A 23,040-nucleotide genomic window follows, 5' to 3' on the forward strand; every position below is an offset into this window, starting at 1 on the left:
GCTAAGGAGCTATTTATGCTGGTTGTATTATCGCCCGCTAAAAACCTAGATTATGACAGCGTCTTACCAACGACTGAGCACAGTCAGCCACGCATGCTTGAACGTGCGCAAGAGTTGGTAGATCGTTGCCAAGCACTGTCACCGCAGCAACTGAGTGAGTTAATGAAAATTAGCGATAAATTAGCTGGCTTAAATGCTGCGCGTTTTGCCGAGTGGCACACGCCGTTTAACAGCAGCAATGCACGGCCAGCAATTTATGCGTTTGACGGTGATGTGTACACCGGTTTAGCTGCAGAAAAACTTGATGCTGAGGCAATTGCATACGCTCAGGAACATTTACGTATCTTGTCTGGTCTATATGGAGTATTGCGGCCGTTAGATTTAATGCAACCCTATCGTTTAGAGATGGGGACCAAGTTAGACACCGCCCGGGGTAAGAGTCTTTATGAGTTTTGGGGGGATGAAATTACCGACCAACTCAACGAAGATTTAGCGGCGGCAGGCGATGACGTTTTAATCAACTTAGCTTCGCAAGAATACTTTGGTAGTGTCCAACCCAAGCGCTTGCACGCTCAAGTGATTACCCCAGTATTTAAAGATGAGAAAAACGGCACCTATAAAGTGATTAGTTTTTGGGCGAAGAAAGCACGCGGTATGATGGCGCGATATATTGTGAGTAAGCGTCCGCAATCAGTTGCTGAGCTAAAGCAGTTCAATGAGGCGGGTTACCGTTTTAATGCCGATCAATCTAGCGCTACCGAACTGGTATTTTGCCGCGCCGAGCGTGATCAACTATAACCTGACCATGTTAAAGCCAAATAGGGAAAGTAAATGACAGACACAAACCAACCACCTCAAGATCACAAAGGCAAAATTATTGTCGGTTTGATTATTGCGCTCGTGGTAGCGCTTGTAGTTGTCTTTTGGTTGGTTCGCGATGCTGATCAGCAGACCGTGGTTGCGCCACCGGTGCAACCTCAACCTGTGGTTACCGAGCCGGAAGTAATCACCCCAGTTGAGCCAGAAGTGGAGCCAGAACTCATTCCTGAGCCGAGTGACACGGTAGAATTAGAGCCTGAGCCAGAAACGCCGCCAGCACCGCCTTTACCAGCCTTGGCTGACAGCACTGCTTCGGTAGTTGCTGAATTGTCAGAAGCGGGTGTTGATGTAGCACCACTAAAATCACCACAACTGATTCGTGATGCTGTGGTCTTTATTGATAACTTGCGTAATGGCGCAGTGATTCGTGATAAAGCAGTGATTGAAGGCCCGACAGCCCAGTTCAAAGTGCTAGAACAGAATGGCAAATTGTATATCGACCCTCGTAGTTATGATCGTTACAACACTCTGGTAGATTGGTTTGTAAGTTTAGACGGTGTGGTACTGACGAATATGATGGAGACCTATGAGCCACTGATTCAAGAGGCGTTGGATGAAATTGGTTACCCCGATCAATACCCACAACAAGTATTGTTAGATGCGATTGATACGTTGCTCGCAACTCCGTCGGTAGGCACTGTGATTGAATTGAATGATGACTCTGTGATGTACCGTTATGCGGACCCAACGCTTGAGGCCCTGCCTGATGCACAAAAACAGATGCTGCGCATGGGGCCTGATAATATCCGTCGGGTTAAGCTCAAGTTAGAGAGCTTACGCACGGCGTTGTTAGCGAAGGATTAAGGCAAAGGCCTTGGCATGACCGACCTGACAGTGACTAAGCCAACTGTGGCTGATGAGCAACAAACTCCAATCCCTGCGTCACTACGTGGGGATTTTCCGTTGCGTGGTAATGGTTTTAGCCGTTGGGTAGGGCGTGTCGGCTTGCGCCTATTGGGGGGATGGCAAGTAATCGGCGATTTACCCCAGGTGCGCAAAGGCATTTTTCCTGTCGCCCCACATACCTCTAACTGGGATTTTTTTATTGGGGTATTTGGGATGCTGGCGTTAGGTCTAAATTTAAGCTACCTCGGTAAACACACTATTTTTCGATTTCCTGTGAATGGCTTGCTGCGCTGGCTAGGGGGCATCCCTGTCGATCGCCGAACCGCGCACGGGGTGGTTGGCGAAATGGTCGAACAGTTTCAGCAACGCGAGCATCTGATATTAGCTTTATCCCCAGAGGGAACACGCATCAAAGTCACAGAATGGAAAAAAGGCTTTTTACATATGGCCAAAGCAGCGCAAGTGCCGGTAATCCCTGTGGCCCTAGACTTCTCTCGTAAAGTGATTGAAATCACTCCGGCCTATATGGTGACCGGAGATATCGACAGTGAACTTGCTAAGGTCAAAGCAAAACTTGCTCACGCCGTTGGCAAGAATCCTCAACATGCTTGAAACTAATTTTTGTGCTATTATCGCGCCAAAATTTGTAAAGGACAGCTCCCTATGAAAATCATTGAAGGTGGTATTGCCGCACCGGGTAAGAAATTCGGTATTGTGGTTTCTCGGTTTAACCATTTTGTTGTTGATAGCCTACTAGAAGGCGCATTAACCACGTTGAAACACTACGGCCAAGTAAGCAGTGATGACATTACTGTCGTTCGCGTACCTGGTGCCTACGAAATTCCTTTAACAGTCAAAAAGTTAGCGAAAAGTGGCAACTTTGATGCAGTTATTGCGATTGGTGCTGTGATTCGCGGTGGTACGCCACACTTTGATTTTGTTGCCGGTGAGAGTAATAGCGGTTTAGGGCGAGTAGCGCTGGAGCATGAAATTCCGGTAGCTTTTGGCATTATTACCACAGATAGCATTGAGCAAGCGATTGAGCGTAGTGGCACCAAGGCTGGTAATAAAGGCTCTGAGGCTGCACTAAGCGCCCTTGAAATGGTCAATGTATTAGACCAGCTTTAAGCTTTACTATAAGCCCACGCAGGCTATTTATTCCTATTTAAAGGTTCAGTTAACGTAACCAGTTAACCCACAGAGAGTTAAAGTAATGAAACCAGCTGCACGCCGTAAAGCCAGAAAACTTGCCATCCAGGCAATTTACTCATGGCAGTTATCACAAAATAGTATGAGTGATATTGAGGCGCAATTTTTAACGGATAACGACACCAGCAAGATAGATGTAGATTATTTTTTAGCATTGGTGCGCGGTGTTGCCGGTCAGTCCAACAGCTTAGATCAAGCCGTTGAACCCTTCTTAGATCGTCCATTAAAAGACTTAGATCAGGTGGAACGTGCGGTTTTACGTTTAGCTGCGTACGAATTGCGTGAACGTTTGGATGTGCCCTACAAGGTAGCTATTAACGAAGCGATTGAATTAGCTAAGTCCTTCGGTGCTGATGATAGTCATCGCTTTGTTAATGGTGTGCTTGATAAAGCCATTGATAGCCTGCGCCCCGCTCGTAAATAAGATATTTTATGGCCTTTGCTGAGTTTGATCTGATCGATACCTACTTCAGTCAACGCATGGAGCAACGAGATGACGTTGAGCTAGGCATTGGTGACGATGGGGCGGTGGTAACTGTCGATGCCGGCAACCAATTGGTGGTAGTTACCGATACCATGGTGGCCGGTGTGCACTTTGACCAAGATACTCCTGCGCGCGCTATTGGTCATAAAGTGGTAGCGGTGAATCTTAGTGATTTAGCTGCTATGGGGGCTGAGCCTACTTGGATCAGCCTTGCGCTAACCTTACCGTCTATTGATCAAAATTGGTTACAAGGCTTTACCCATGGCTTGCGCGAAATTTGTGAATACTACGGTTGTCAGTTAATCGGCGGTGATACCACTCAAGGCCCATTAGCGGTGACAGTCACTGCTCACGGGGTATTACCTCACGGCAGTGCCATCAAACGAACCGGTGCCAAGCCCGGCGATTGGTTGTATGTGACCGGTACTTTAGGCGATGCAGGCTTAGCCTTAGCTGCACGACAGCACCGCCAGCAGGTCTCCGACGCACATTATCGTCGGATTACCGAACGCTTGTATTTTCCGTCGCCACGGGTGGCCTTAGGGCAATCGCTGCGGGGCGTAGCCAGTAGTGCCATTGATGTCTCTGATGGCCTATTGGCGGATCTAAGGCACATACTTAAAGGCTCCCGCGTGGGTGCCAAAATCAGCTTGGATGAACTCCCTCTGTCGTTAGCTCTCACTGAAACGCTGACGCAAGAGCAAGCCTTAGCCTATGCGCTCACCAGCGGTGACGATTATGAGCTTTGTTTTACTGTGCCAGAAAGCCAACGTGGTGTGTTTGATACCTTAGTGGCTCATACTGCAAGTAAACCTGTCTGCATTGGCCGAATCACTAACGAAGCTGAAGCATTGCAGCTGACCTTGCAAGGTGAACCTTGGCAGTTACCTGAAACAAATACCGGCTACGAGCACTTCGCTAGCCCCTTAGAGCCTAGTGTGTAACCATCATGAGCCGCGCTGTTTCTGGGCAATTACTTAAACATCCTGTTCATTTCTTAGCGCTTGGCTTTGGTAGCGGTTTGCTGCCCAAGGCGCCTGGCACCTTTGGTACACTAGCAGCCATTCCGTTAATATTGGCGATGCAGTATTTGCCGAGCTGGGGCTATTTGGCGGTGATGCTACTGGCTGCTTGGTTAGGGATTTATATCTGTCAGTTTACCGCAAAAGCGATGGGTGAACATGATCATCCAGCGATTGTGTGGGATGAAATTGCCGGGTACATGATTGCCATGTATGCGTTGCCCGCAACTTGGTATAACCTATTGGCTGCGTTCGTGCTCTTTAGATGGTTTGATATTCGTAAACCTAGTGTTATCGGCTGGTGCGATCGTCATCTGCACGGCGGTTTAGGCATTATGGCTGATGATTTAGTGGCTGGACTGGCTAGCGCCGCAGTTATCCATTTAAGTTATCTGGGCTGGGCGCTAGTAACTTAGCTGCTAATTAGTCCCCTAAACAGCGTTTGATTTGAGCCATCATACCAGCTGCATCTAAGCATAATTCCGCCATGATTTCAGCTTGCGTACCATGCTTAATAAACTCATCTGGTAAGCCTATTGGTAATACTTGTGCACGCTGCTGGTTGCTACTCACGGGCTGCGCGGCAAAGTATTCAAGGATGGCTGAACCGGCACCACCGGCCACGACGTTCTCTTCGACACTCACTAAAAGATCATGGCTGGCGGCTAACTCATCAAGCAGCTCGGTGTCTAGTGGTTTAACAAAGCGCATGTCAGCAACCGTTGCATCTAATTCCTCAGCACAGGTCATGACTTCGGCTAATAAGGTACCAAAATTCAACAAGGCAATGCGTTTTCCAGAACGAACAATTCTGCCTTTACCCAGAGGTAACTGCTGCATGCTCTCGTCCATGGCAACGCCAGTACCATTGCCGCGGGGATAACGTACAGCGGCTGGTTGTTGCAGTAAATGGCCGGTATACAGCATATTACGGCATTCATTTTCGTCACTTGGGGTCATGATCACCAAGTTAGGAATACAACGCATAAAGCTGATGTCAAAAGCACCTTGGTGAGTAGGGCCGTCAGCACCAACAATGCCGGCTCTATCGATAGCAAATAATACCGGTAACTGTTGCAGGGCAACGTCATGAATAAGTTGGTCGTAGGCACGCTGTAAGAAGGTTGAGTAAATAGCTACTACCGGATTGTAACCACCGATAGCTAACCCCGCAGCAAAGGTCACCGCGTGTTGCTCGGCAATGGCTACATCAAAATACTGATGTGGATAACGTTGAGAAAAGGCAACCATGCCTGAACCTTCGCGCATCGCGGGAGTGACCGCCATCAGCTTGTCATCCTGTGCGGCCATTTCGCACAGCCAATCGCCAAAAACTTGTGAATACGATGGAGTTGAGGCTGGCTTGCTCGGTAAAGAGGTTTGACTCGGGTCAAACTTAGGCACGCCATGATAGCCAATAGGATCTTTCTCGGCCGGCGCATAACCTTTGCCTTTACGAGTTACCACATGCAAAAACTGTGGCCCCTTAAGGTTGCGCATATTCTGTAGGGTTTCTACCAGTAAGTTAACATCGTGACCATCAATAGGCCCAATGTAGTTAAACCCTAATTCTTCAAAAATCGTGCCGGGTGCGACCATGCCTTTCATATGTTCTTCGGCTCGGCTGGCAAGATGCTGAATGCCAGGCATGCCTTGCAGAAGCTTTTTACCGCTTTCACGAATAGAGGTATACACCTTACCCGAAAGCACTCGTGCTAAGTGATTATTCAGCGCACCCACGTTTTCTGAAATAGACATGTCGTTGTCATTCAGAATCACCAGCATATCAGGTTTGATATCACCAGCATGATTCATGGCTTCAAAAGCCATACCGGCAGTCATGGCGCCGTCACCAATAACCGCCACCACTTTTTGATTATTCTGCTCGCGCTGAGCTGCAATCGCCATGCCTAAGGCCGCACTAATAGAAGTACTAGAGTGCCCGACACTTAAAGTGTCGTATTCACTTTCAGGACGCCACGGGAAGGGATGCAAACCGTCTTTTTGGCGAATGGTCGGCAATTGCTGTTTGCGGCCGGTCAGAATTTTGTGCGGATAGGCTTGATGACCAACATCCCAGACCAATTGGTCGTAGGGCGTTTGATAGACATAGTGCAAGGCTACTGTCAGTTCTACCGTGCCTAACCCTGACGCTAAATGGCCGCTACTTTGACTCACTGAGTTAAGCAGGTATTCACGTACCTCAGCACACACTTGTGGCAGTTGCCGCGGGCTTAATAGCCTTAAATCGGCAGGCGTGTCGATGTGATCTAACAAACTAGCAGCCCCAGCGCGCTGGCTAGCTGCTGGTGCATTAGGTGATGCTGGCTTACGTGAAGACGTCATGATGTTAATGATTCCGGTTTAGCAGGTGATCTGCAAATGCTTCCAATACTTCGGTATTGTAAGGGATTCTCGCCAAGGCATGAAGTGCTTTCTGATGCAGTTGGTCACGTCGTTCAATCGCACCCTCTAGACCCAACAGGCGGACATAAGTCGCTTTATCTGCAGCTACATCACTACCTTGCTGTTTACCTAGCGCGGCGGTATCACCAATCACGTCTAAAATATCATCCTGAACCTGAAAGGCTAAGCCGAGGTTATAGGCGAATTCGTCAAAATCGGCCAAATAGTGCTGTGCGGCAAGGCTGCCACACAGCACCCCCAGTTTTACCGCTGCTTGAATCAATGCACCCGTTTTATGAATGTGAACCTGAGCTAATTCGGTTTCGCTGAGGGCTTTACCGGTAGCACTTAAATCGAGCGCTTGACCACCGCACATACCTAAGTCGCCACTAGCCTGCGCAAGCATCTGAACCATTTGTAATTGTTGGGCTGGCGCTACTGCTGCATCAGCCTCACTAATGAGCTCAAAAGCTAAGGTTTGCAGGGCATCACCGGCTAAAATTGCGGTAGCTTCATCAAACGCAATATGGCAGGTAGGATGGCCACGGCGCAGGGCATCATCGTCCATCGCCGGTAAATCATCGTGTACTAATGAATAGGCATGGATGCATTCAATAGCTAAACTGGCTCGTTGTAGCATCGCCATTGGCGCCCCGCAGAGGGCTCCCACCTGTAAGGTCAAGAAAGGTCGTACCCGCTTGCCACCTAGCACCAAAGCATAGTGCATCGCTTCATTTAATGGTGCCGCAACCGCTTGGCGTTGTTGTAACAACTGTTCGAGTTGCTGATTAATATCAGCCCGTGTTTGTGCTAACACTTGGCTAAGGTTCACACATTATCCTCTTGCGGTTTGAATTCAGCTAATTGCTCCTGACCTTGTTGGGCAAGTAGTTGACTCACTTTCTGTTCGGCTTGCTGTAATTTTTGTTGGCTTAAACGGGATAATTTTACCGCTTGCTCAAACTGCGCTAAGGCTTGTTCTAGAGGCAAATCGCCTTGCTCAAGTTGCACAACTATTTGTTCTAATTGTTTTATCGCTTGCTCAAATGAAACGTCGCTCATGGTGATTCATCGCTGTTGCTGGTGATAGAAGTATGGCGCACAAGTTACCTTGATTCCGCAGTAGGGTCAAATCAGGTATAATGCCCGATTTTTAAGCTTAGGCCCCCAAAAATATCATGAAATTTATTGTTCGACTGCACGCTGAAATAACCATCAAAAGTAAAGGCGTTCGTAAGCGCTATGGCAAAGTTCTGGTAAATAACCTGAAAAGCATCTTGCGCCGTAATCAACTAGACGCCAAAGTGATTTGGTGTTGGGATCGTATCGAAATTGTGGTGGCCGAAGGCGTAGCCGATGAACAGGCTGTGGCCGAGCACATAAGTCAGCTGCTGCAATGTGTGCCAGGAATTGCCTGGTTTAGTCGCTCGTACGAGCTACCTCTTAGTGAAGCAGACGGACAGGCTGATTTTGCCGCCATGGTGCCAACCGTGTTGCAAGTTTGGGGGCAGGAATTAGCGCACAAGAGCTTTGCGGTGCGAGTTAAGCGCAAGGGCACTCATAGCTTTCGTTCGATCGATTTAGAACGTTACATCGGTGGCGCCGTATTACAACAGGTGGCTGGTACCAAGGTCAATTTAGGTCGGCCTGACATTGATGTGCGGATTGAAGTAGACCAAGATATCGTACGGATTTTTGGTACTAAACAAGCTGGCTTAGGCGGCTTTCCGTTACCCACCCAAGAAACCGTATTAAGTTTGTTATCAGGGGGCTTTGATTCTAGTGTCGCCAGTTTTCAATTATTACGGCGCGGTGCACGGGTCCATTTTTGCTTTTTTAATCTTGGTGGCGCTCAGCATGAAACTGGGGTACGACAAACGGCCTATTACCTGTGGCAAAAATACGCCAGCTCTCATCCATTAAAATTTATCAGCATCGATTTTGCGCCTGTGGTAGAGGAAATTTTAACCAAGGTCGACAACGGCTTGATGGGGGTAGTGCTTAAACGCCAAATGTTACGAGCAGCTGAGCTGGTCGCAGATAAACTCAATACTGCGGCCATTGTTACCGGTGAAGCTTTAGGGCAAGTTTCTAGCCAAACGCTGAGTAACTTAAGTGTCATTGATGAGGCGACCCAGAAGTTGGTGTTGCGCCCATTGATTACCATGGACAAACAAGAAATCATTAACATTGCGCAACAAATTGGTACCGCCGATTTTGCCAAAAGTATGCCAGAATACTGTGGTGTGATTTCTAACAAGCCGACAGTGAAAGCTCAGCGCGATGCATTATTAGCGGCAGAAGCAGAGCTCAACCCTGAGTTGATTCAGCAGGTGGTGCGCCAGTCGGGAGTGCTTGATGTGAGCACCATTGGCGAGCAAGCTGCGGCAGCAGTGACCGCAGTCGCGAGCTTAACCGTAGCAGCCGCCGGCCAGTGTGAGATCATCGATATTCGTGCCGCCGATGAAGCTGAGTTGAAACCTTTTGTGGCGACGGATGCAAGTATCACTGTACGACATATTCCATTTTTTAAGTTAGCGACTAAATTTGCGGAGCTTGATCCGGATATTACTTATTTGCTGTACTGTGAAAAAGGGGTAATGAGTCAGCTACAGGCACTCTATTTACAGGAACAAGGCTACCAAAACGTAGCTATTTATAAACCTTAAGAGTCTAAGGATAGGATGCATGACAACAAAATTAGTGGTGGCCAGAATTGTCTTTGTGATGGTCTTAATTGCTTTGTCGATGGCTTTTTTAATGCAAGTATCAACGGGCGGTATACCGCGCTTTGAACATGCCGATAAAGTCGTGCACTTTGCTGCATTTTTTGTGTTAGCACTGACCTTTCATCGTGCATTTCCTATTCCTATCGGTGCCGCCCTAGTGGTCCTTACGCTGTACGGGTTAGCCATTGAGTGGGCGCAACACCTCTTGCCTTATCGTAGTGCCAGTGCTGGCGATTTATTAGCTGATGCGGCCGGAGCTGTTAGCTATTACGGCTTATTTTGGTGGCGTTTTGAGCGTAAACGTAAGCGCAACCAACAAGTTGGTTCTTAGCATAAAAAAAGCCCTTAACATGGTGGTTAAGGGCTTGTTAATTATTTCTTCTTCGTTGCAGCGGCTTTCTTCTTGGCCTTCTTCTTCTTGCTCTTACCTGGCATCGGAAACTTAAACTGAGGGCGCAGATCGTCAAACACCCGCCGTTCCATCTTCACTTTCTGATAGCGCTCAATCCTACCCAGTAAATCAGCATCATGGGCCTCAACAATAGCGATAGCTAAACCGCTCTTACCGGCACGACCGGTACGACCAATCCGATGCAGGTATACATCGGCTTGTTTGGGTAAATCTAAGTTAACTACCAACTCGATATCTTCAATATCAAGACCACGAGCAGCTACATCAGTCGCTATCAAAATACTGTCGTTGTAGGTTTCCATGCGTGCAATAATTTGCTGGCGTGCATCTTGTGGCATGTCGCCACGCAGGGTCATCACTTTAAAACCTTGTTGCTGTAGCTTACCGGCTAGCTCTTCTACTTTTTCACGAGTACGCACAAAAATCACCCGCCGCCCCGGTGTCGTTTCTAAAATACGAACCAGCAGTTTAAGTTTATGTGCCGCATCATCGGCTTGATACCAGCGCTGTAGAATTTTACCTTTTTCGCGTTTGGGCGGCTCAATGGTCAAGAGCTCCGGCTCTTTTTGAATTTCCGCAGAGAACTTGGTCACCCCTGGGCTTTCAAGAGTGGCTGAAAACAACATGGTTTGCTGAAGTTGACGCGCTTCGTTAACCAATTGTTTCACTGCAGTACTGAAGCCCATGTCCAACATCCGATCGGCTTCATCAATAATCAGCCACTCCACGTTATCGAGTTCGTATTGGTCAGCTCCAATAAGATCAAGTAAACGCCCAGGTGTTGCCACTAAAATGTCATGATTGGCATCGAGTTGGGCATGTTGACTACCGTAATTTACACCGCCAGTAATTAATACGGTGCTAAGCTCTGTGGTTTCATTAAAAGCATCGGCTTGTTCGGCAATTTGTTGAGCTAGCTCACGAGTGGGCGCTAAAATAAGCACTCGCGCTGAGCCCGGTTTACGGCGTGGAAAATCCAGTAGATGTTGCAAGGCTGGCAGCAAAAATGCGAGGGTTTTGCCGGTGCCCGTAGGCGAACTTACGAGTAAGTCTTGACCACGTAAGGCGGCTGGAATAACTGCTTGCTGTACTTTTGCAGGCTTGTTAATGTCTGCGGCACGCAGCACATCGATGAGTTCGTCATCGAGTTCGAGTTGTTCCCAATCGGGTGTCATGATCCTATCCTGTGCAAAGCGCCTTAGCGCGGAGTCAAAAAGACAAATGAGTTTTCAATGCCGACAATTTTACCTCAAAGATGATCACTGTGCGATGAAAGTTAGCACTGATAGTCTTTTACTAGGATCTTGGGCTGTCGTTCAGCCCCATGAAGCCACCTTAGATCTTGGCTGTGGCTGCGGTATTTTGGCGTTGATGATGGCGCAACGAGGGGCTGCACCTGTGGTGGCACTAGAACTAGATGCTGCTGCTGCAGCGCAAGCACAAGCCAACGTGGCAGCTAGCCCATGGCCGCAAGTCGTGCAAGTAGAGCAGGCCGAGGTGGTGAACTGGTGTGCTCATCACGCTAGCTATGCCGTAGCTATTGAACAAGATGATGCTAGCAAGCTGCCGGCACAATTTGCTCATGTGATTTTTAATCCACCTTATTTTGCAGCTCACTTGGCTAGTGATGATCAACAGCGACGCTTGGCGCGCCAAGGGCAAGGAGCGGTTTGGTCAGATTGGTTACAGGCGGCGAGCCACGTACTAACGGCAACGGGGCGAGTCAGCTTCATTGCCCCAGTGCTAGCCTGGTCGGCTATTCTAACGGCAGCTAGCGCGGTGCAACTGCAGGTGAGCCGTTATTGTGAAGTTCAAGCAACGCCGAATAAGCCGGCACGCTTGCTGTTGATTGAATTGCAGCGGGGGAACCAAAGTGGCTTACCCCCGCCACAGCAGCTTTGTATTCGTAATCAAACCAATCAATACACCGATGAGTTTAAACAACTCACCGGTGCATTTTACTTGAACTAATTCAAGCCAAGCACATGATTACCTTGATTAAAGGTGATATCTACTGGAATGGCAGCAGCAGCCAGCCGGTCTAAATCAGCTTGTAATTGCGGGCCTACGTTACCCATGGTGTCAAATAACTCACCCACCCCTGCGTAATCGCCATCACCTTGCAAGGTCAGAATTTTCTCTGAAAGGCTGTTCATGGCGCTGCGCATGGCATCCATATTGACCGAATACAAACCATCGGCATTACGGCTAAAGGCACCGGCTTGCTCAAAGTAATTGAAGCGAATCATATTGGCTTTACCATGAGCACTCGAAGCACCAAAGCGAACCGAACGGAAAATACCCGCTAGGAAAGTGGTGTAATAATCCTCGAGGGCCCCTTCCGTAATCACACCAGCTTCAAGCAACTGAGTGACCATATACAAACCAAGAATATCGGCTTTGCCTTCTTCGAGCGCTGATGCATGCTCTTTCAGTGCTTCACGAACAGTACCCGAAGCATTAACTAGGTTCTTAATCCCTAGTCCGTGTGCCACCTCGTGGAACATGGTGTTGGCAAAAAACGCATCAAACGTGATGTGTTGGCGTTGCTCTGGCACAATCAACTGCTCAGCAATAGGAACCAAAATGGCGTCAAACTTGGCGCGCATTGCATTTTTTAGTTGTAACCGCCGGGTGCCTTTTTCTAACTGAACTTGCTCATCGTTCGGTAAGTTAATCGCGATGGTTTTGCTACCGGCATTAGAATGACCGGCATAATACACCACGTCATAGGCATTCAGTTGCGCACCTGCGCCGGGTACTTCAGCTTTATAAGCAGCTGGTACGGGGAGATTACGTTGTAATTCTGGCAAATGCTGAGCGTAAATGGCTAAACGCTCACTCCAAGCTAAGTCTTTGATCAGTACATATGACTCAAACGCAGCACGATAGCCGTACAGTTGATCTTCGTAGCTCTCGATAGGGCCGATAACCACATCAACCATGTTCTCGGTCATATCCATCCAAGCAAAATCAGAGGCTTGATACTCGTTACTTAAAAAAGCGTCGGCGCGCATTTCTAGGTATTGCTTAAACTGAGGGTCTTGGGCAAATTCAGCCGCTTCGCGCAGCAGTTCAGCGGCTTGCGTTAACTGATCGCGGTACGCTTCATGGTAAGGTAGCGCATAGAGTTTACCTGCAGCATCGCGACGAATCAGCGTGTATAGGTCTATCTTGCCAGCGAAGTCCGCCGCCTCAAATTCGGCTTTCGTCATGTCGGCAGGATAAAAGTTAGCTCCAGCAGGTTTATCCGCATACCCAGTTAGAAAAGGTTGGTCGTTATTTAATCTATCCCAGGGGCCATAGTTGATTTCAGTAAAACGTTTGACCTTGCTGTCATCCAATTGGCTTAGTAATTGGTCCTTATCACCGGCGTAGGCTTGTTGCCAAAATAAGTCATCCATGATCTCAGATGCTTCAATAAGCAGTTCCACCATATGACGTTGGCGGTCGGTTAAATGACTCAAATCCGCGGAGAGGTCCATCGGGTAATAAATATCTAAACGCTGCTCGGCGCCGCTTACTAAGCTAGCGGTAACCTGGTCACTATTGGCTTTTTTTACTGGCGCTGGCTCGCTGCAGCCGGCCAAAGCTAGGCTGGTGGCAAGGGCTAAGCTAGACAGAGCAAGGGTGATTGGTTTCATGACTGGTCCTTGATATATGTTATTTAAATAAACCGACTAACTGCGGGAATAAAGCTTTAATTTCGCCACTTAATAGCGCAAAGTCTGCGTCAATCTTCTGCTCTGCAGTGGCATCTACCAGTTTATCTTGTTCATCCAACATCAGATCGGTAGGTTTAAAACGTTTGATTGCTAGATCTTGTTCCAACACAAAGTTCACCCGCTGTTGCCATTCTAGCGCTATTTTAGTGGCTTGTTTACCATGTGCCAAATGGGTCTCGATTTCAGTTCCGGTTAGTTCGTGTTGACGGTAACGCACAATACCATCGTCGCTATCACGCAGCTCAACTTCAGCGCCGAAAGTAAAGCCGGGTGCAATTTCAGCTTGCTTTAACCATTCGGTAAAGTAGAGCTCCGTTGGCTGTTCACAAAACCAAGGTTTTACCGGTAAGCTACCTAAGCTACTGCGCAGCAAGCCAAGGAAATCTTCTGCTTTGTTGGCTGCTGAAGCATCTACCACCACAATCCCTAAGTCGGTATCCAACATCCCCCAAGTATTGCGAAAACGGCTAAAGGCTTGAGGTAACAAGCGTTGAGTAATGTCTTCTTTGAGATTCTGTTTTTCTTTGCCGACAACTTTACGGCCTTGTTCTGCTTCAATGTGCTCTAAAGCTTCTTCTAGTTGGGCCTGAATAACTGCGCTGGGTAGCACTTTTTCTTCTTTGCGGGCACAAAAGAGATAGCTGTTGCCAATTTGGTGCGATAGCACCTCATGCGCGGTGCCAAAGGGGGAGGTCCAGCCGAAACTGGCGAGCTCTTGGCGGCCGCAAGCACGAAATGGATGCTGCTGCAGACGCTCGTCAAGGTTGTCAGGAAGGCTAAAATCATCGCCTAAGGTATAAATCCGTAAGTTACGGAACCACATAATAGATCCTTGTATGTATTAGGTTACTCGGTGGGGTCAAGAAACGTCAGCGGAAACTCAATAACGTAGCGTAAGCCTTGGTTAGGAGCGCTTTCAGCACGAATCTCACCGGCTAACGTTTGGGTTACTAAATTGCGCACAATGTGCGTTCCTAGCCCACTACCACCTTGCTTTTGCTTGGTGGTAAAGAAGGGGGCGAACAATTGTTTTAACTGCTGCTGATCAAGGCCCTTACCGTTATCTTGGTAGATAACATGCAAGCGATCTTGGCTGCGGGTAATAGTAATGTCTATGTTACCTTTGGGTTTGGCCTCAAAGCCATGAATAACTGAGTTCATGATTAAATTAGTAAAGATCTGCGCCAGAGCTCCGGCGGGGCAGCGCGCTTCTAAATGTTCTGGGCAAGAAACGCTGATCCTGTGCTCGGTATGACGTAATTGCGGCTGTAAGGCCTGTATCACATCAGTTAGATACGCTTTAATATTTATATCACGAGTGGCTTCAGAGGTTTGATCCACGGCGACCTGTTTGAAGCTAGAAATCAAGTCAGAAGCTCGGGCTAAATTACGTTCAACCACGTTCAATGCTTCTTTGCCTTGCGCCAAGAAGGTTTCTAATTGCGTTTGCGTGAGCTCACGATTGTGCAACGCTTGCTCGGTATCTAACAAGCGATCGCGAATTAAGGTAGCAGCTGTTACCGAAACCCCAATGGGGGTATTCACATCGTGTGTGATACCCGCCACCAAGCCTCCTAGCGAAGCCATTTTTTCAGATTCTAACAGTTGATCTTGGGCTCGTTCTAGAGCACTTAATGATGTTTGTAGACGCTGATTGGTTTTTCGTAACTCAGACTCGACCGCTTGACGTTGACGAATTTCGTTTTCCAAAGAATCTTGGCGGGTCTCAAGTTCATGTTTGCGCCGCTCTAAATCAATCACAATACGCGTAATGTTGCTGGTTTTGCGGGCGACTTCTTGCTCTAGAATATTGTTTTGCTCGTCTAGCTTCTTGTTTGCTTGCAACAGTTGCTGTTCGGTTTGTTGTAGACCCTCTTGATAGTCGTAAAGGGTATCAATGAGTTGATTGTAGGCTTGCTCTAATAAAACAAACTCAGTGTTGCGTTGATCACGTAGGTGAACTTTTGAATGCTCGAGGTCATCCAGGCGGAAGTTTTTAATTTGATCGATTAAATCTGCCATAGGGCGGTTGAGCATGCGGCTAAAAGCTAAGCTGAACAGTAAGATCAGAAAAGTACTCTTAATCAAGGCACTGCCAATAATAAAGTACAAGCTGACTTTGATACGTTCGATGGCAATGTCGCGCGTTGAAAACAAAGTTACATCACCGACCAGCGTTGAATCGCCAGAAAATTCAAAAACTAGGGTAGAAAAATAGCCAAAGACGCCATCGCGTTCATTCAGTTCAAAGGCTTCAGTAGGGCCATTTGGCAATTGTGAGATAGGGATGGTTTGGCCGAGCTCAATCACCACTTTGCCAGTGTCGTCACGAATAATTAGGCCCGCAATGGCTGGAATATTGATAAGGCCGTCAGCAATGGCATCAATTTGTGGCGAGTTATATTCCCACAAGGAGCGTGCCAAGGGATAACTAAAGGTGCTCTGCTGATTCTGTAATTCTTGGATTAACACCGACTTAGTATCAAAATATTCACCCACCACTTGGATAGAGGTGACCAGCAATGTCAGTACAAAGTACACAGACAAGACGCTGGTTAACAGTGATTTTGAAATACTTGATGTTGACATGCAGGGTTCCGAGAATGCTTTCCTTCAAGGTAAATGATCTGGGTTGGTTTCGCAATCCTAAGTGACCCCTACGGACCTAGCTTTTTGCACTCAGTTTACAGTTACAGCCGGGGGTTGGCTTGCTAGTCTGTGTGCTTTGCGGAATACTATCAATATCAACTAACCAGACAGGAAGGTTCCACCATGGAGAAATATTTAGAGCAGATACAAACTTGGCTAACGGAGCATCCAGACATGGATACGTTAGTGAAGTTGAGCTTGCTTTTAATCGGTGCCTGGTTAGCTAATTTTATTGTCAAAAAAGTACTGTTACGCGGTGTGCTTACCGTGATGAGTTATACTCCCGCCGGCAAAGATAGGGAGTTGTTAGAGCGAAATGTGATTGCGCGTATTTCGCATGTGGTGCCAGCGTTGGTGTTGTCTTACGGTATCTTTTCGGTGCCGGGATTACCTGAGGCGGCCGCCATAGTCGTCAGTAATGTCAGCAAAGCCTTTATTGTATTGACTATAGCGCGTGCCATTAGTGGCGTACTCAATGTGATTAATACGCTGTATGAGCGCCAACCGGATGCACACGAACGCCCCATCAAAGGGTATTTGCAGGTTGTTACGATAGCTATTTATGCCATTGCCACTATTTTAGTGATAGCAGCGTTGATTGATAAATCCCCAGTGATCTTGCTATCGGGCTTAGGCGCCATGGCCGCGGTATTGATGTTGGTGTTTCAGGATACCTTGCTGTCACTGGTGGCAAGCGTACAAATTTCTTCAAACGACATCATTCGCGTCGGTGACTGGGTAGAAATGCCTAACTTGAATGTCGATGGTGATGTGATTGACATCGCTTTGCATACGGTTAAGGTTCAGAACTGGGATAAAACCATATCGACTATTCCTACCAAGCGCTTTATTTCGGATCCCTTTAAAAACTGGCGTGGCATGCAAGAATCCGGTGGGCGGCGCGTTAAGCGTAGTTTGATGTTGGATCAAAACAGCGTGCACTTTTTAACAAAAGATGAGTTACAGGGGCTGCGCCGCTTCCGTCTCTTGAAAGACTACCTTGCCAATAAACAGCAAGAGATTGATGAGTGGAACCAAAAGCTCAAAGAAGAAGGCAAAGAGCCGGTCAACACCCGCCGCATTAGTAACATAGGTACCTTTCGAGCCTATTGCTTAAACTATTTGAAGAATCACCCGCGTATTCATCAACAGATGACGCTGATGGTGCGCCAACTCAATCCAACCGCAGATGGCTTACCGTTAGAAGTCTATTGTTTTACAGCAACCACCGAATGGGTTGCTTATGAAGGCATTCAGTCCGATATTTTTGACCATTTGATTTCGATCCTGCCTGAATTTGGCTTACGGGTATTTCAACATCCTAGTGGGGTGGATATGCGCGAAATGGTCACGCAACTTAAACAAAACCGTCACACTGAAACATAAGTGACATATTAGAGTCACTAAGCTGTCATATTTTTGCAGTATCTTGCGCCCATCAATCCTGACATGCGCAAGGTACTGTTATGAAACTTTCCTTTGGTCTTTCGGTGATTGCAGCAGCTCTCCTCGCTGTACCTGCAATTGCCCAAGATAAATCTCTCGAGCCGGTTGTTGATGCTGCTAATGCCATTAACTCAGCCGCTAAAAATTCTCAACTTACCATCGAAAAGATTGCTGATACCACGCAAGAGCGTATGGCTCAGTATAAGCAGATTAGTCGCCAAATAGAGGGACTAGAGGTTTATACCATGCAGTTGGAAAAGCAATTGCGAGCGCAACAGAACGAACAAGCTGAGCTGAATGCTTCTATTGATGAAGTAAGCGTGGTTGAACGACAAATTACTCCGTTGATGTTACGCATGATTGATGCCTTAGCTGCTTTTGTTGAGCTTGATGTGCCATTTTTACCTACCGAGCGAGCTGAACGGGTGGCTGGCTTGCGTGATTTGATGGACCGCGCTGACGTGGATGTTTCTGAGAAATTTCGGCGGGTGATGGAAGCCTACCAAATTGAAGCAGATTACGGCCGTAATATTGAAGCCTACAATGGTGAAATGGACGTAGCTGGACAGGTGCAAGACGTCGAGTTTTTACGTATCGGTCGCACCGCCCTGATCTACAAAACCCGCGATGGCAGTGCGTTAGGTTTATGGAATCAACAGCAACGCCAGTGGCAATCGCTTGATTCGGGCCATCAAAGTGCCGTGCAAGAAGCCTTACGTATTGCGCGCAAGCAGCTAGCCCCAGACTTACTGATGCTTCCTATTTTTACCTCTGAATTAGCGGCGGGAGAATAAGCCATGATGAAACATTTGCTTGGCGCCGTAGCGCTATTGTTATCAACATCGTTAGCGGCGGCTCCAATCGTTAGCCCACAAGAGCCGATTAACTTAGACCAGTTGTTGCAGCAGTTGCAGCAAGGACAGTTCTCGCAGTCAAAAGAAAACCAAGAACGCGAAGCGCGTTTTCAAGCACAGGCAGATCAGCAAGCACAAATCTTGCGAGAAGCCATAGCGAAACGAGATCAACTTGAACGTTTAAGTGAGCAATTAGAAACCAACTTTGAACAAAACGAAGTCGCGTTAGCCAATCTAACCGATACCCTTACTCAGCGGATGGGGTCATTGCGTGAGCTGTTCGGGGTGTTACAGCAGGTTGCCGGCGATGCCAGCAGTAAATTGCAATCATCTTATGTGTCCGTTGAATATCCAGGGCGCAGTGATCAATTAGCCGATTTAGCGCAAAAAATGGGATCAGCGTCTAAGTTGGCATCTATCGAAGAAATTGAATCGGTTTGGTTAGCTTTACTACAAGAAATGACTGAAACCGGTAAGGTGAGTCAGTTTGAAACCAGTGTCACCCTAGCCAATGGTGAGAAAGTGGTGAAGCCGGTAGTTCGGGTGGGCGCTTTCAACATGGTTGCTGATGGCAAATACCTGGAGCTTGTGCCGGGCACTGACACAGTCGCAGAACTAGTTCGTCAGCCGGCAGCGCGCTATTTATCAAGTGCGGAACAGTTGCAGCAAGCGCAACAAAATCCAGTCACCTTTGGTTTAGATCCTACCGGTGGCGCTATTCTTGGTCTGTTAGTCCAAGCTCCTGATTTGCAAGAACGTATCGATCAGGGCGGCACTGTGGGCTATATCATTTTGGCGCTAGGTGCAATTGGCCTACTAATTGCGCTGGAGCGCTTCGTTACCTTAACCCTGGTTGGCGGCAAAGTTAAACGTCAGTTAAAGCAGTCGGCACCGCAACAAGATAATCCGTTGGGCCGCGTGATGGCGGTACAGCAGAAACACCCTGATGTTGATACTGAGACCTTAGAGCTCAAACTCAGCGAGGCTATTTTACGCGAAATTCCGAAAATCTCGCGCAACCTAACCTTTATCAAGATTATTTCAGTGGTCGCGCCTTTAATGGGCTTACTAGGTACGGTAACCGGTATGATTAATACCTTCCAAGCCATTACCTTGTTTGGTACCGGCGACCCGAAACTGATGGCGGGCGGTATTTCGCAAGCCTTGGTTACCACCGTATTGGGCTTAGTTGTGGCAATTCCAATGACGCTATTATTTGCCACCCTTAACACCCGTAGCCGCAACATTGTGCACGTATTACAAGAGCAGGCGTCAGGCATTATTGCGGAGCGTTCTGAGCGAGGCCAGTAATCATGTTTATGGTTGAGTTCTATAGTGCAATTCAAGACTTTATCGAGACCGGCGGCCAAGTGTTGCTGGTTATCGGGGTCCTGATTTTTGTGATGTGGTTGATGATTCTGGAACGGATCTTTTACTACAGCAAAGGGCATCGTCAGCAAGTTAAACAGGCGGTGCAAAACTGGCAACAGCGAAGTGATAAGTCGTCTTGGAATGCGGAACAAATACGGCAAGCGATGATTTCACGAGTATCGCTGGCGCTAGGAGGCAATCTTGCCGTGTTACAAGCCATGGTGGCCCTGTGTCCGCTATTGGGCTTGATGGGTACTGTGACCGGCATGATTGAAGTTTTTGATGTGATGGCAGTTGCTGGTACCGGCAATGCAAGGTCGATGGCCGCTGGGGTATCGAAAGCAACCATACCTACCATGGCAGGCATGGTTGGGGCACTGTCTGGGGTTTTTGCGACCACCTGGCTCCAACGCACGGCAAAACGCGAACGTTTAAAGCTTGAAGACCGACTCTTGCTAGAACACCACTAAAGGTAATTTCTGATGAAACAACATTTTGCTAATTTGATGGATGAAGAAGAAGCGCAGATTGATATGACCCCGATGTTGGACGTGGTCTTTATTATGCTGATTTTCTTCATTGTGACTGCCAGCTTTGTAAAAGAGTCAGGGATTGATGTGAACCGCCCGGAAGCAGCCACAGCGGTGCAAAAAGACCGCGCTAATATTCTGGTAGCTATCAGTGATAGCGGTGAGATTTGGATTAACAAGCGCCAGGTAGATGCACGTGCTGTGCAAGCTAACATTGAGCGTTTATATGCTGAAAATCCGCAAGGTTCGGTGGTGATTCAAGCTGACAAAAAAGCTACTACTGAAACCTTGATCAAGGTGATGGATGCAGCTCGTGCTGCCGGTGTTTTTGATGTTTCAATTGCAACCCAAGAAGAATAGTTATGCTTAGATTTTTCGCAGCATTGTTGGTGGCGTTGGCGGTAACTGCGGGCTTGTTTTATCTGATGCAGTCACTCATTGCCGGTGGTGAGGGAGCCATGAGCGAACCACCTAAAGGCAGTGTGTTGGACTTTGTCCGCGTCAAACCTGACGAAGTGGTGGAACAGAAAGAACGTAAGCCCAAACGACCACCAGAGCCAGAGCAACCACCACCGGATATGCCTCAGCCGCAATTATCTAGTAGCGATATGGATAGCAGCGCCGGCGCGATGGATTTCTCGACAGATATTCAAGCTGATACCGGCTTGTCGGGCGGTATCGGCTTAGATACCAGCGATGGCGAATATTTACCAATAGTTAAAGTACAAGCTGTGTATCCACGCCGGGCTTTACAACGAGGGATTGAAGGCTACGTGGTGGTGGAATTTACTGTCACCAAACAGGGCACAGTGCGCGACCCTTATGTGGTTGAAGCCAGTCCTGAAAGTATTTTTGATCAAGCTGCCTTAGACGCGGTGCTGAAATTTAAATACAAACCCCGAGTGGTTAACGGCGAAGCAGTAGAAGTTGCTGGGGTGCAAAACCGCTTAACGTTTGCGATTGACCGATAATTAAGGTCATGGTGAGGATAGTTATTATGGGTAAATTATTAAAAGTAGCCATTATTGCCACGGTGCTGTTAGCTGCAGTAAGCAATCAAGCTGCATGGGCTCAAGAGCGTAAGAAAACACCTGCGCTAAGAGAACAGGTTTATAGTCAACTTGCCCGTGCCCAAGAACTCGCAGATGCAGGTGATGTTCCAGCAGGTTTGCAAGTATTGCAAGCGGTGGAGCAAAAACTAAGCAGCATGAACAGCTATGAACGTGCCATGTTGTGGAATTTTTATGCCTACATGCATTATGGCCAGGATAATATCGATCAAGCTATCGTCTATTTTGCCAAAGTTGTTGATGAAGAAGCACTGCCGCTAGCGCTCGAGCAAAATACCCTTTTTAGCTTGGCGCAGCTGGCACTGGGGCAAGGTAACTATCAGCAAAGTCTAGGTTATTTAGAGCGCTGGCAGCAGTTGGTGCCGGTTGATCAGCATAGCAAAGCTTTTGTGTTAAAAGCCCAAGCGCTTTACCAGGCGGGCGATTATGCGGCGGCTTTAATGCCTATCACTCAGGCGATAGACGGAGCCGTTGCTAAGTCTGTGATACCTGACGAAAACTGGTTGGTGTTACAACGTGCTATTTATTTTGAGTTGAAGCAAACAGACCAGGTGGCCAAGGTCTTAGAGCAGATGGTGCGCTGGTATAATAAGCCGGAATATTGGGTTCAGCTAGCTGGAGTTTATGGTCAGCTAGGCGAAGAAGCCAAACAACTGGCGATGTTAGAGGCAGCCTATCAACAGGGCTTCTTAGTGAAAGGCACCGATTTATTGAACCTAGCACAAACTTATTTCTTCAGTGACTTACCCTTCAAATCCGGTCGAGTGTTAGAGCAAGCGTTAGCAGACCAGAAGGTTGAGCGCAACCTACGCAATTTGAAGATGTTGGCGCAAGCTTGGGTAGCAGCGCGTGAAACTGACAAAGCGGTGGAAGCCTTAGCTGCGGCAGCTGAGCTTAGTGACGACGGTGAATTAGACGCTCAACGTGCCACTGTGCTGCTCAATGCCGAGCGTCATCAAGCAGCGATTGCTGCAGCGCAAGCTGCGCTAACCAAGGGAAATCTGCAGCAACCTGGCACCATGCACTTGGTGATTGGCATGGCTGAACTTAATCAAGAAAATTACAATGCGGCGTTGCAAGCTTTTGCACGTGCTAAAGAATTTGAGCAATCACGGCGCACCGCAAGCCAATGGCAACGTTATGCAGAAGCTGAACTTGAACAAGCGCAGCGGTTAGCTGAAATAAATCGGTCATGATTATTTCATAAAACTGACATACGGTAATGAAACTGTCATAAAGCTGACATAACATAGCTCTTCAGGTCGAAGATATGCTATATATCTTGTGTGAATCATCACTAAACTGGCGAGCTAAGTTATGGCAATCCGTGCTAAAGCAAACGTTATCTTTCCTTCACTAGGGCCTGTTGATCTTTGCTGTTCATAATTTAGCCAACCCACATTGGCAG

General features: G+C 47.7%; 24 protein-coding genes. 17 read left to right on the forward strand and 7 right to left on the reverse strand.

Annotation, left to right across the window (positions count from 1 at the left end; translation table 11 throughout):
* Positions 1–15: 15 nt before the first annotated feature.
* From yaaA to NOG12_RS07135, 7 genes are all read left to right on the forward strand, one after another.
* The gene (yaaA, locus tag NOG12_RS07105) at positions 16–798 is read left to right on the forward strand and encodes a peroxide stress protein YaaA (protein WP_153826196.1); all 783 of its coding nucleotides are present in this window, start codon (positions 16–18) and stop codon (positions 796–798) included.
* 33 nt (positions 799–831) lie between these two features.
* Complete coding sequence (locus NOG12_RS07110) at positions 832–1,683, forward strand: DUF3014 domain-containing protein (RefSeq protein ID WP_313932822.1); 852 nt, start codon at positions 832–834, stop codon at positions 1,681–1,683.
* Between the two features lie 15 nt (positions 1,684–1,698).
* Positions 1,699–2,337, forward strand: coding sequence for a 1-acyl-sn-glycerol-3-phosphate acyltransferase (locus tag NOG12_RS07115; RefSeq protein ID WP_313932823.1), 639 nt, complete (start codon positions 1,699–1,701; stop codon positions 2,335–2,337).
* Between the two features lie 51 nt (positions 2,338–2,388).
* Positions 2,389–2,853 (forward strand): 6,7-dimethyl-8-ribityllumazine synthase, encoded by a 465-nt coding sequence (ribH, locus tag NOG12_RS07120; protein WP_110075815.1) that lies wholly within the window; start codon positions 2,389–2,391, stop codon positions 2,851–2,853.
* An 85-nt stretch (positions 2,854–2,938) separates the two neighbouring features.
* Positions 2,939–3,358, forward strand: coding sequence for a transcription antitermination factor NusB (gene nusB / locus NOG12_RS07125; protein WP_153826193.1), 420 nt, complete (start codon positions 2,939–2,941; stop codon positions 3,356–3,358).
* A gap of 8 nt (positions 3,359–3,366) precedes the next feature.
* On the forward strand, positions 3,367–4,362 hold the full coding sequence (gene thiL / locus NOG12_RS07130) for a thiamine-phosphate kinase (RefSeq protein ID WP_313932824.1): 996 nt from the start codon (positions 3,367–3,369) through the stop codon (positions 4,360–4,362).
* 5 nt (positions 4,363–4,367) lie between these two features.
* On the forward strand, positions 4,368–4,856 hold the full coding sequence (locus NOG12_RS07135) for a phosphatidylglycerophosphatase A family protein (RefSeq protein ID WP_313932825.1): 489 nt from the start codon (positions 4,368–4,370) through the stop codon (positions 4,854–4,856).
* A 7-nt stretch (positions 4,857–4,863) separates the two neighbouring features.
* Here the strand turns inward: NOG12_RS07135 and dxs are convergent, their stop codons facing one another.
* From dxs to NOG12_RS07150, 3 genes are read right to left on the reverse strand one after another with little or no spacing between them, the layout of a single operon-like run.
* The gene (gene dxs / locus NOG12_RS07140) at positions 4,864–6,786 is read right to left on the reverse strand and encodes a 1-deoxy-D-xylulose-5-phosphate synthase (protein ID WP_313932826.1); all 1,923 of its coding nucleotides are present in this window, start codon (positions 6,784–6,786) and stop codon (positions 4,864–4,866) included.
* A gap of 4 nt (positions 6,787–6,790) precedes the next feature.
* A complete protein-coding gene (gene ispA, locus NOG12_RS07145) occupies positions 6,791–7,678 on the reverse strand; it encodes a (2E,6E)-farnesyl diphosphate synthase (RefSeq protein ID WP_313932827.1) in 888 nt (295 codons plus the stop codon).
* Positions 7,675–7,908 (reverse strand): exodeoxyribonuclease VII small subunit, encoded by a 234-nt coding sequence (locus NOG12_RS07150; protein WP_110075809.1) that lies wholly within the window; start codon positions 7,906–7,908, stop codon positions 7,675–7,677. Before NOG12_RS07150 ends, ispA begins: the two co-directional genes overlap by 4 nt.
* Positions 7,909–8,024: 116 nt before the next feature.
* On the opposite strand from NOG12_RS07150, the gene thiI reads away from it, so the two are divergent.
* Positions 8,025–9,515 (forward strand): tRNA uracil 4-sulfurtransferase ThiI, encoded by a 1,491-nt coding sequence (thiI, locus tag NOG12_RS07155; RefSeq protein WP_313932828.1) that lies wholly within the window; start codon positions 8,025–8,027, stop codon positions 9,513–9,515.
* Between the two features lie 19 nt (positions 9,516–9,534).
* A complete protein-coding gene (locus NOG12_RS07160) occupies positions 9,535–9,906 on the forward strand; it encodes a VanZ family protein (RefSeq protein WP_313932829.1) in 372 nt (123 codons plus the stop codon).
* Between the two features lie 41 nt (positions 9,907–9,947).
* Here the strand turns inward: NOG12_RS07160 and srmB are convergent, their stop codons facing one another.
* A complete protein-coding gene (gene srmB / locus NOG12_RS07165) occupies positions 9,948–11,162 on the reverse strand; it encodes an ATP-dependent RNA helicase SrmB (protein ID WP_313932830.1) in 1,215 nt (404 codons plus the stop codon).
* 46 nt (positions 11,163–11,208) lie between these two features.
* Between srmB and NOG12_RS07170 the strand changes: the two genes are divergently transcribed.
* The gene (locus NOG12_RS07170; RefSeq protein WP_313932831.1) at positions 11,209–11,958 is read left to right on the forward strand and encodes a tRNA1(Val) (adenine(37)-N6)-methyltransferase; all 750 of its coding nucleotides are present in this window, start codon (positions 11,209–11,211) and stop codon (positions 11,956–11,958) included.
* Here the strand turns inward: NOG12_RS07170 and NOG12_RS07175 are convergent.
* The 3 genes from NOG12_RS07175 to NOG12_RS07185 are packed head-to-tail and all read right to left on the reverse strand — an operon-like array spanning position 11,955 to position 16,301.
* Positions 11,955–13,631 (reverse strand): dipeptidyl-peptidase 3 family protein, encoded by a 1,677-nt coding sequence (locus NOG12_RS07175; RefSeq protein ID WP_110075805.1) that lies wholly within the window; start codon positions 13,629–13,631, stop codon positions 11,955–11,957. The two genes, NOG12_RS07170 and NOG12_RS07175, sit on opposite strands and share 4 nt — an antisense overlap.
* A 19-nt stretch (positions 13,632–13,650) precedes the next feature.
* Positions 13,651–14,535: a recombination-associated protein RdgC gene (gene rdgC, locus NOG12_RS07180; protein WP_110075804.1), complete on the reverse strand. Its 885-nt coding sequence runs from the start codon at positions 14,533–14,535 to the stop codon at positions 13,651–13,653.
* 23 nt (positions 14,536–14,558) lie between these two features.
* Entirely contained in the window at positions 14,559–16,301 is a 1,743-nt protein-coding gene (locus NOG12_RS07185) for a sensor histidine kinase (protein WP_313932832.1), read from the reverse strand.
* A gap of 183 nt (positions 16,302–16,484) precedes the next feature.
* On the opposite strand from NOG12_RS07185, the gene NOG12_RS07190 reads away from it, so the two are divergent.
* From NOG12_RS07190 to NOG12_RS07220, 7 genes are all read left to right on the forward strand, one after another.
* Positions 16,485–17,747, forward strand: coding sequence for a mechanosensitive ion channel family protein (locus tag NOG12_RS07190; protein WP_110075802.1), 1,263 nt, complete (start codon positions 16,485–16,487; stop codon positions 17,745–17,747).
* Between the two features lie 80 nt (positions 17,748–17,827).
* On the forward strand, positions 17,828–18,601 hold the full coding sequence (locus tag NOG12_RS07195) for a DUF3450 domain-containing protein (RefSeq protein WP_313932833.1): 774 nt from the start codon (positions 17,828–17,830) through the stop codon (positions 18,599–18,601).
* 3 nt (positions 18,602–18,604) lie between these two features.
* Positions 18,605–19,972, forward strand: coding sequence for a MotA/TolQ/ExbB proton channel family protein (locus NOG12_RS07200; protein WP_313932834.1), 1,368 nt, complete (start codon positions 18,605–18,607; stop codon positions 19,970–19,972).
* 8 nt (positions 19,973–19,980) lie between these two features.
* On the forward strand, positions 19,981–20,502 hold the full coding sequence (locus NOG12_RS07205; protein ID WP_153826222.1) for a MotA/TolQ/ExbB proton channel family protein: 522 nt from the start codon (positions 19,981–19,983) through the stop codon (positions 20,500–20,502).
* A 12-nt stretch (positions 20,503–20,514) separates the two neighbouring features.
* The gene (locus tag NOG12_RS07210) at positions 20,515–20,922 is read left to right on the forward strand and encodes an ExbD/TolR family protein (protein ID WP_110075798.1); all 408 of its coding nucleotides are present in this window, start codon (positions 20,515–20,517) and stop codon (positions 20,920–20,922) included.
* 2 nt (positions 20,923–20,924) lie between these two features.
* Positions 20,925–21,533 carry an energy transducer TonB gene (locus NOG12_RS07215; RefSeq protein WP_110075797.1) on the forward strand — a complete coding sequence of 203 codons (609 nt, stop codon included), beginning with the start codon at positions 20,925–20,927 and terminating at the stop codon, positions 21,531–21,533.
* Positions 21,534–21,559: 26 nt separating this feature from the next.
* The gene (locus tag NOG12_RS07220) at positions 21,560–22,828 is read left to right on the forward strand and encodes a tetratricopeptide repeat protein (protein WP_313932835.1); all 1,269 of its coding nucleotides are present in this window, start codon (positions 21,560–21,562) and stop codon (positions 22,826–22,828) included.
* Positions 22,829–23,040: the final 212 nt, after the last annotated feature.

Source organism: Pseudidiomarina fusca (assembly GCF_032227045.1).
GTDB classification, from domain to species: domain Bacteria; phylum Pseudomonadota; class Gammaproteobacteria; order Enterobacterales; family Alteromonadaceae; genus Pseudidiomarina; species Pseudidiomarina fusca.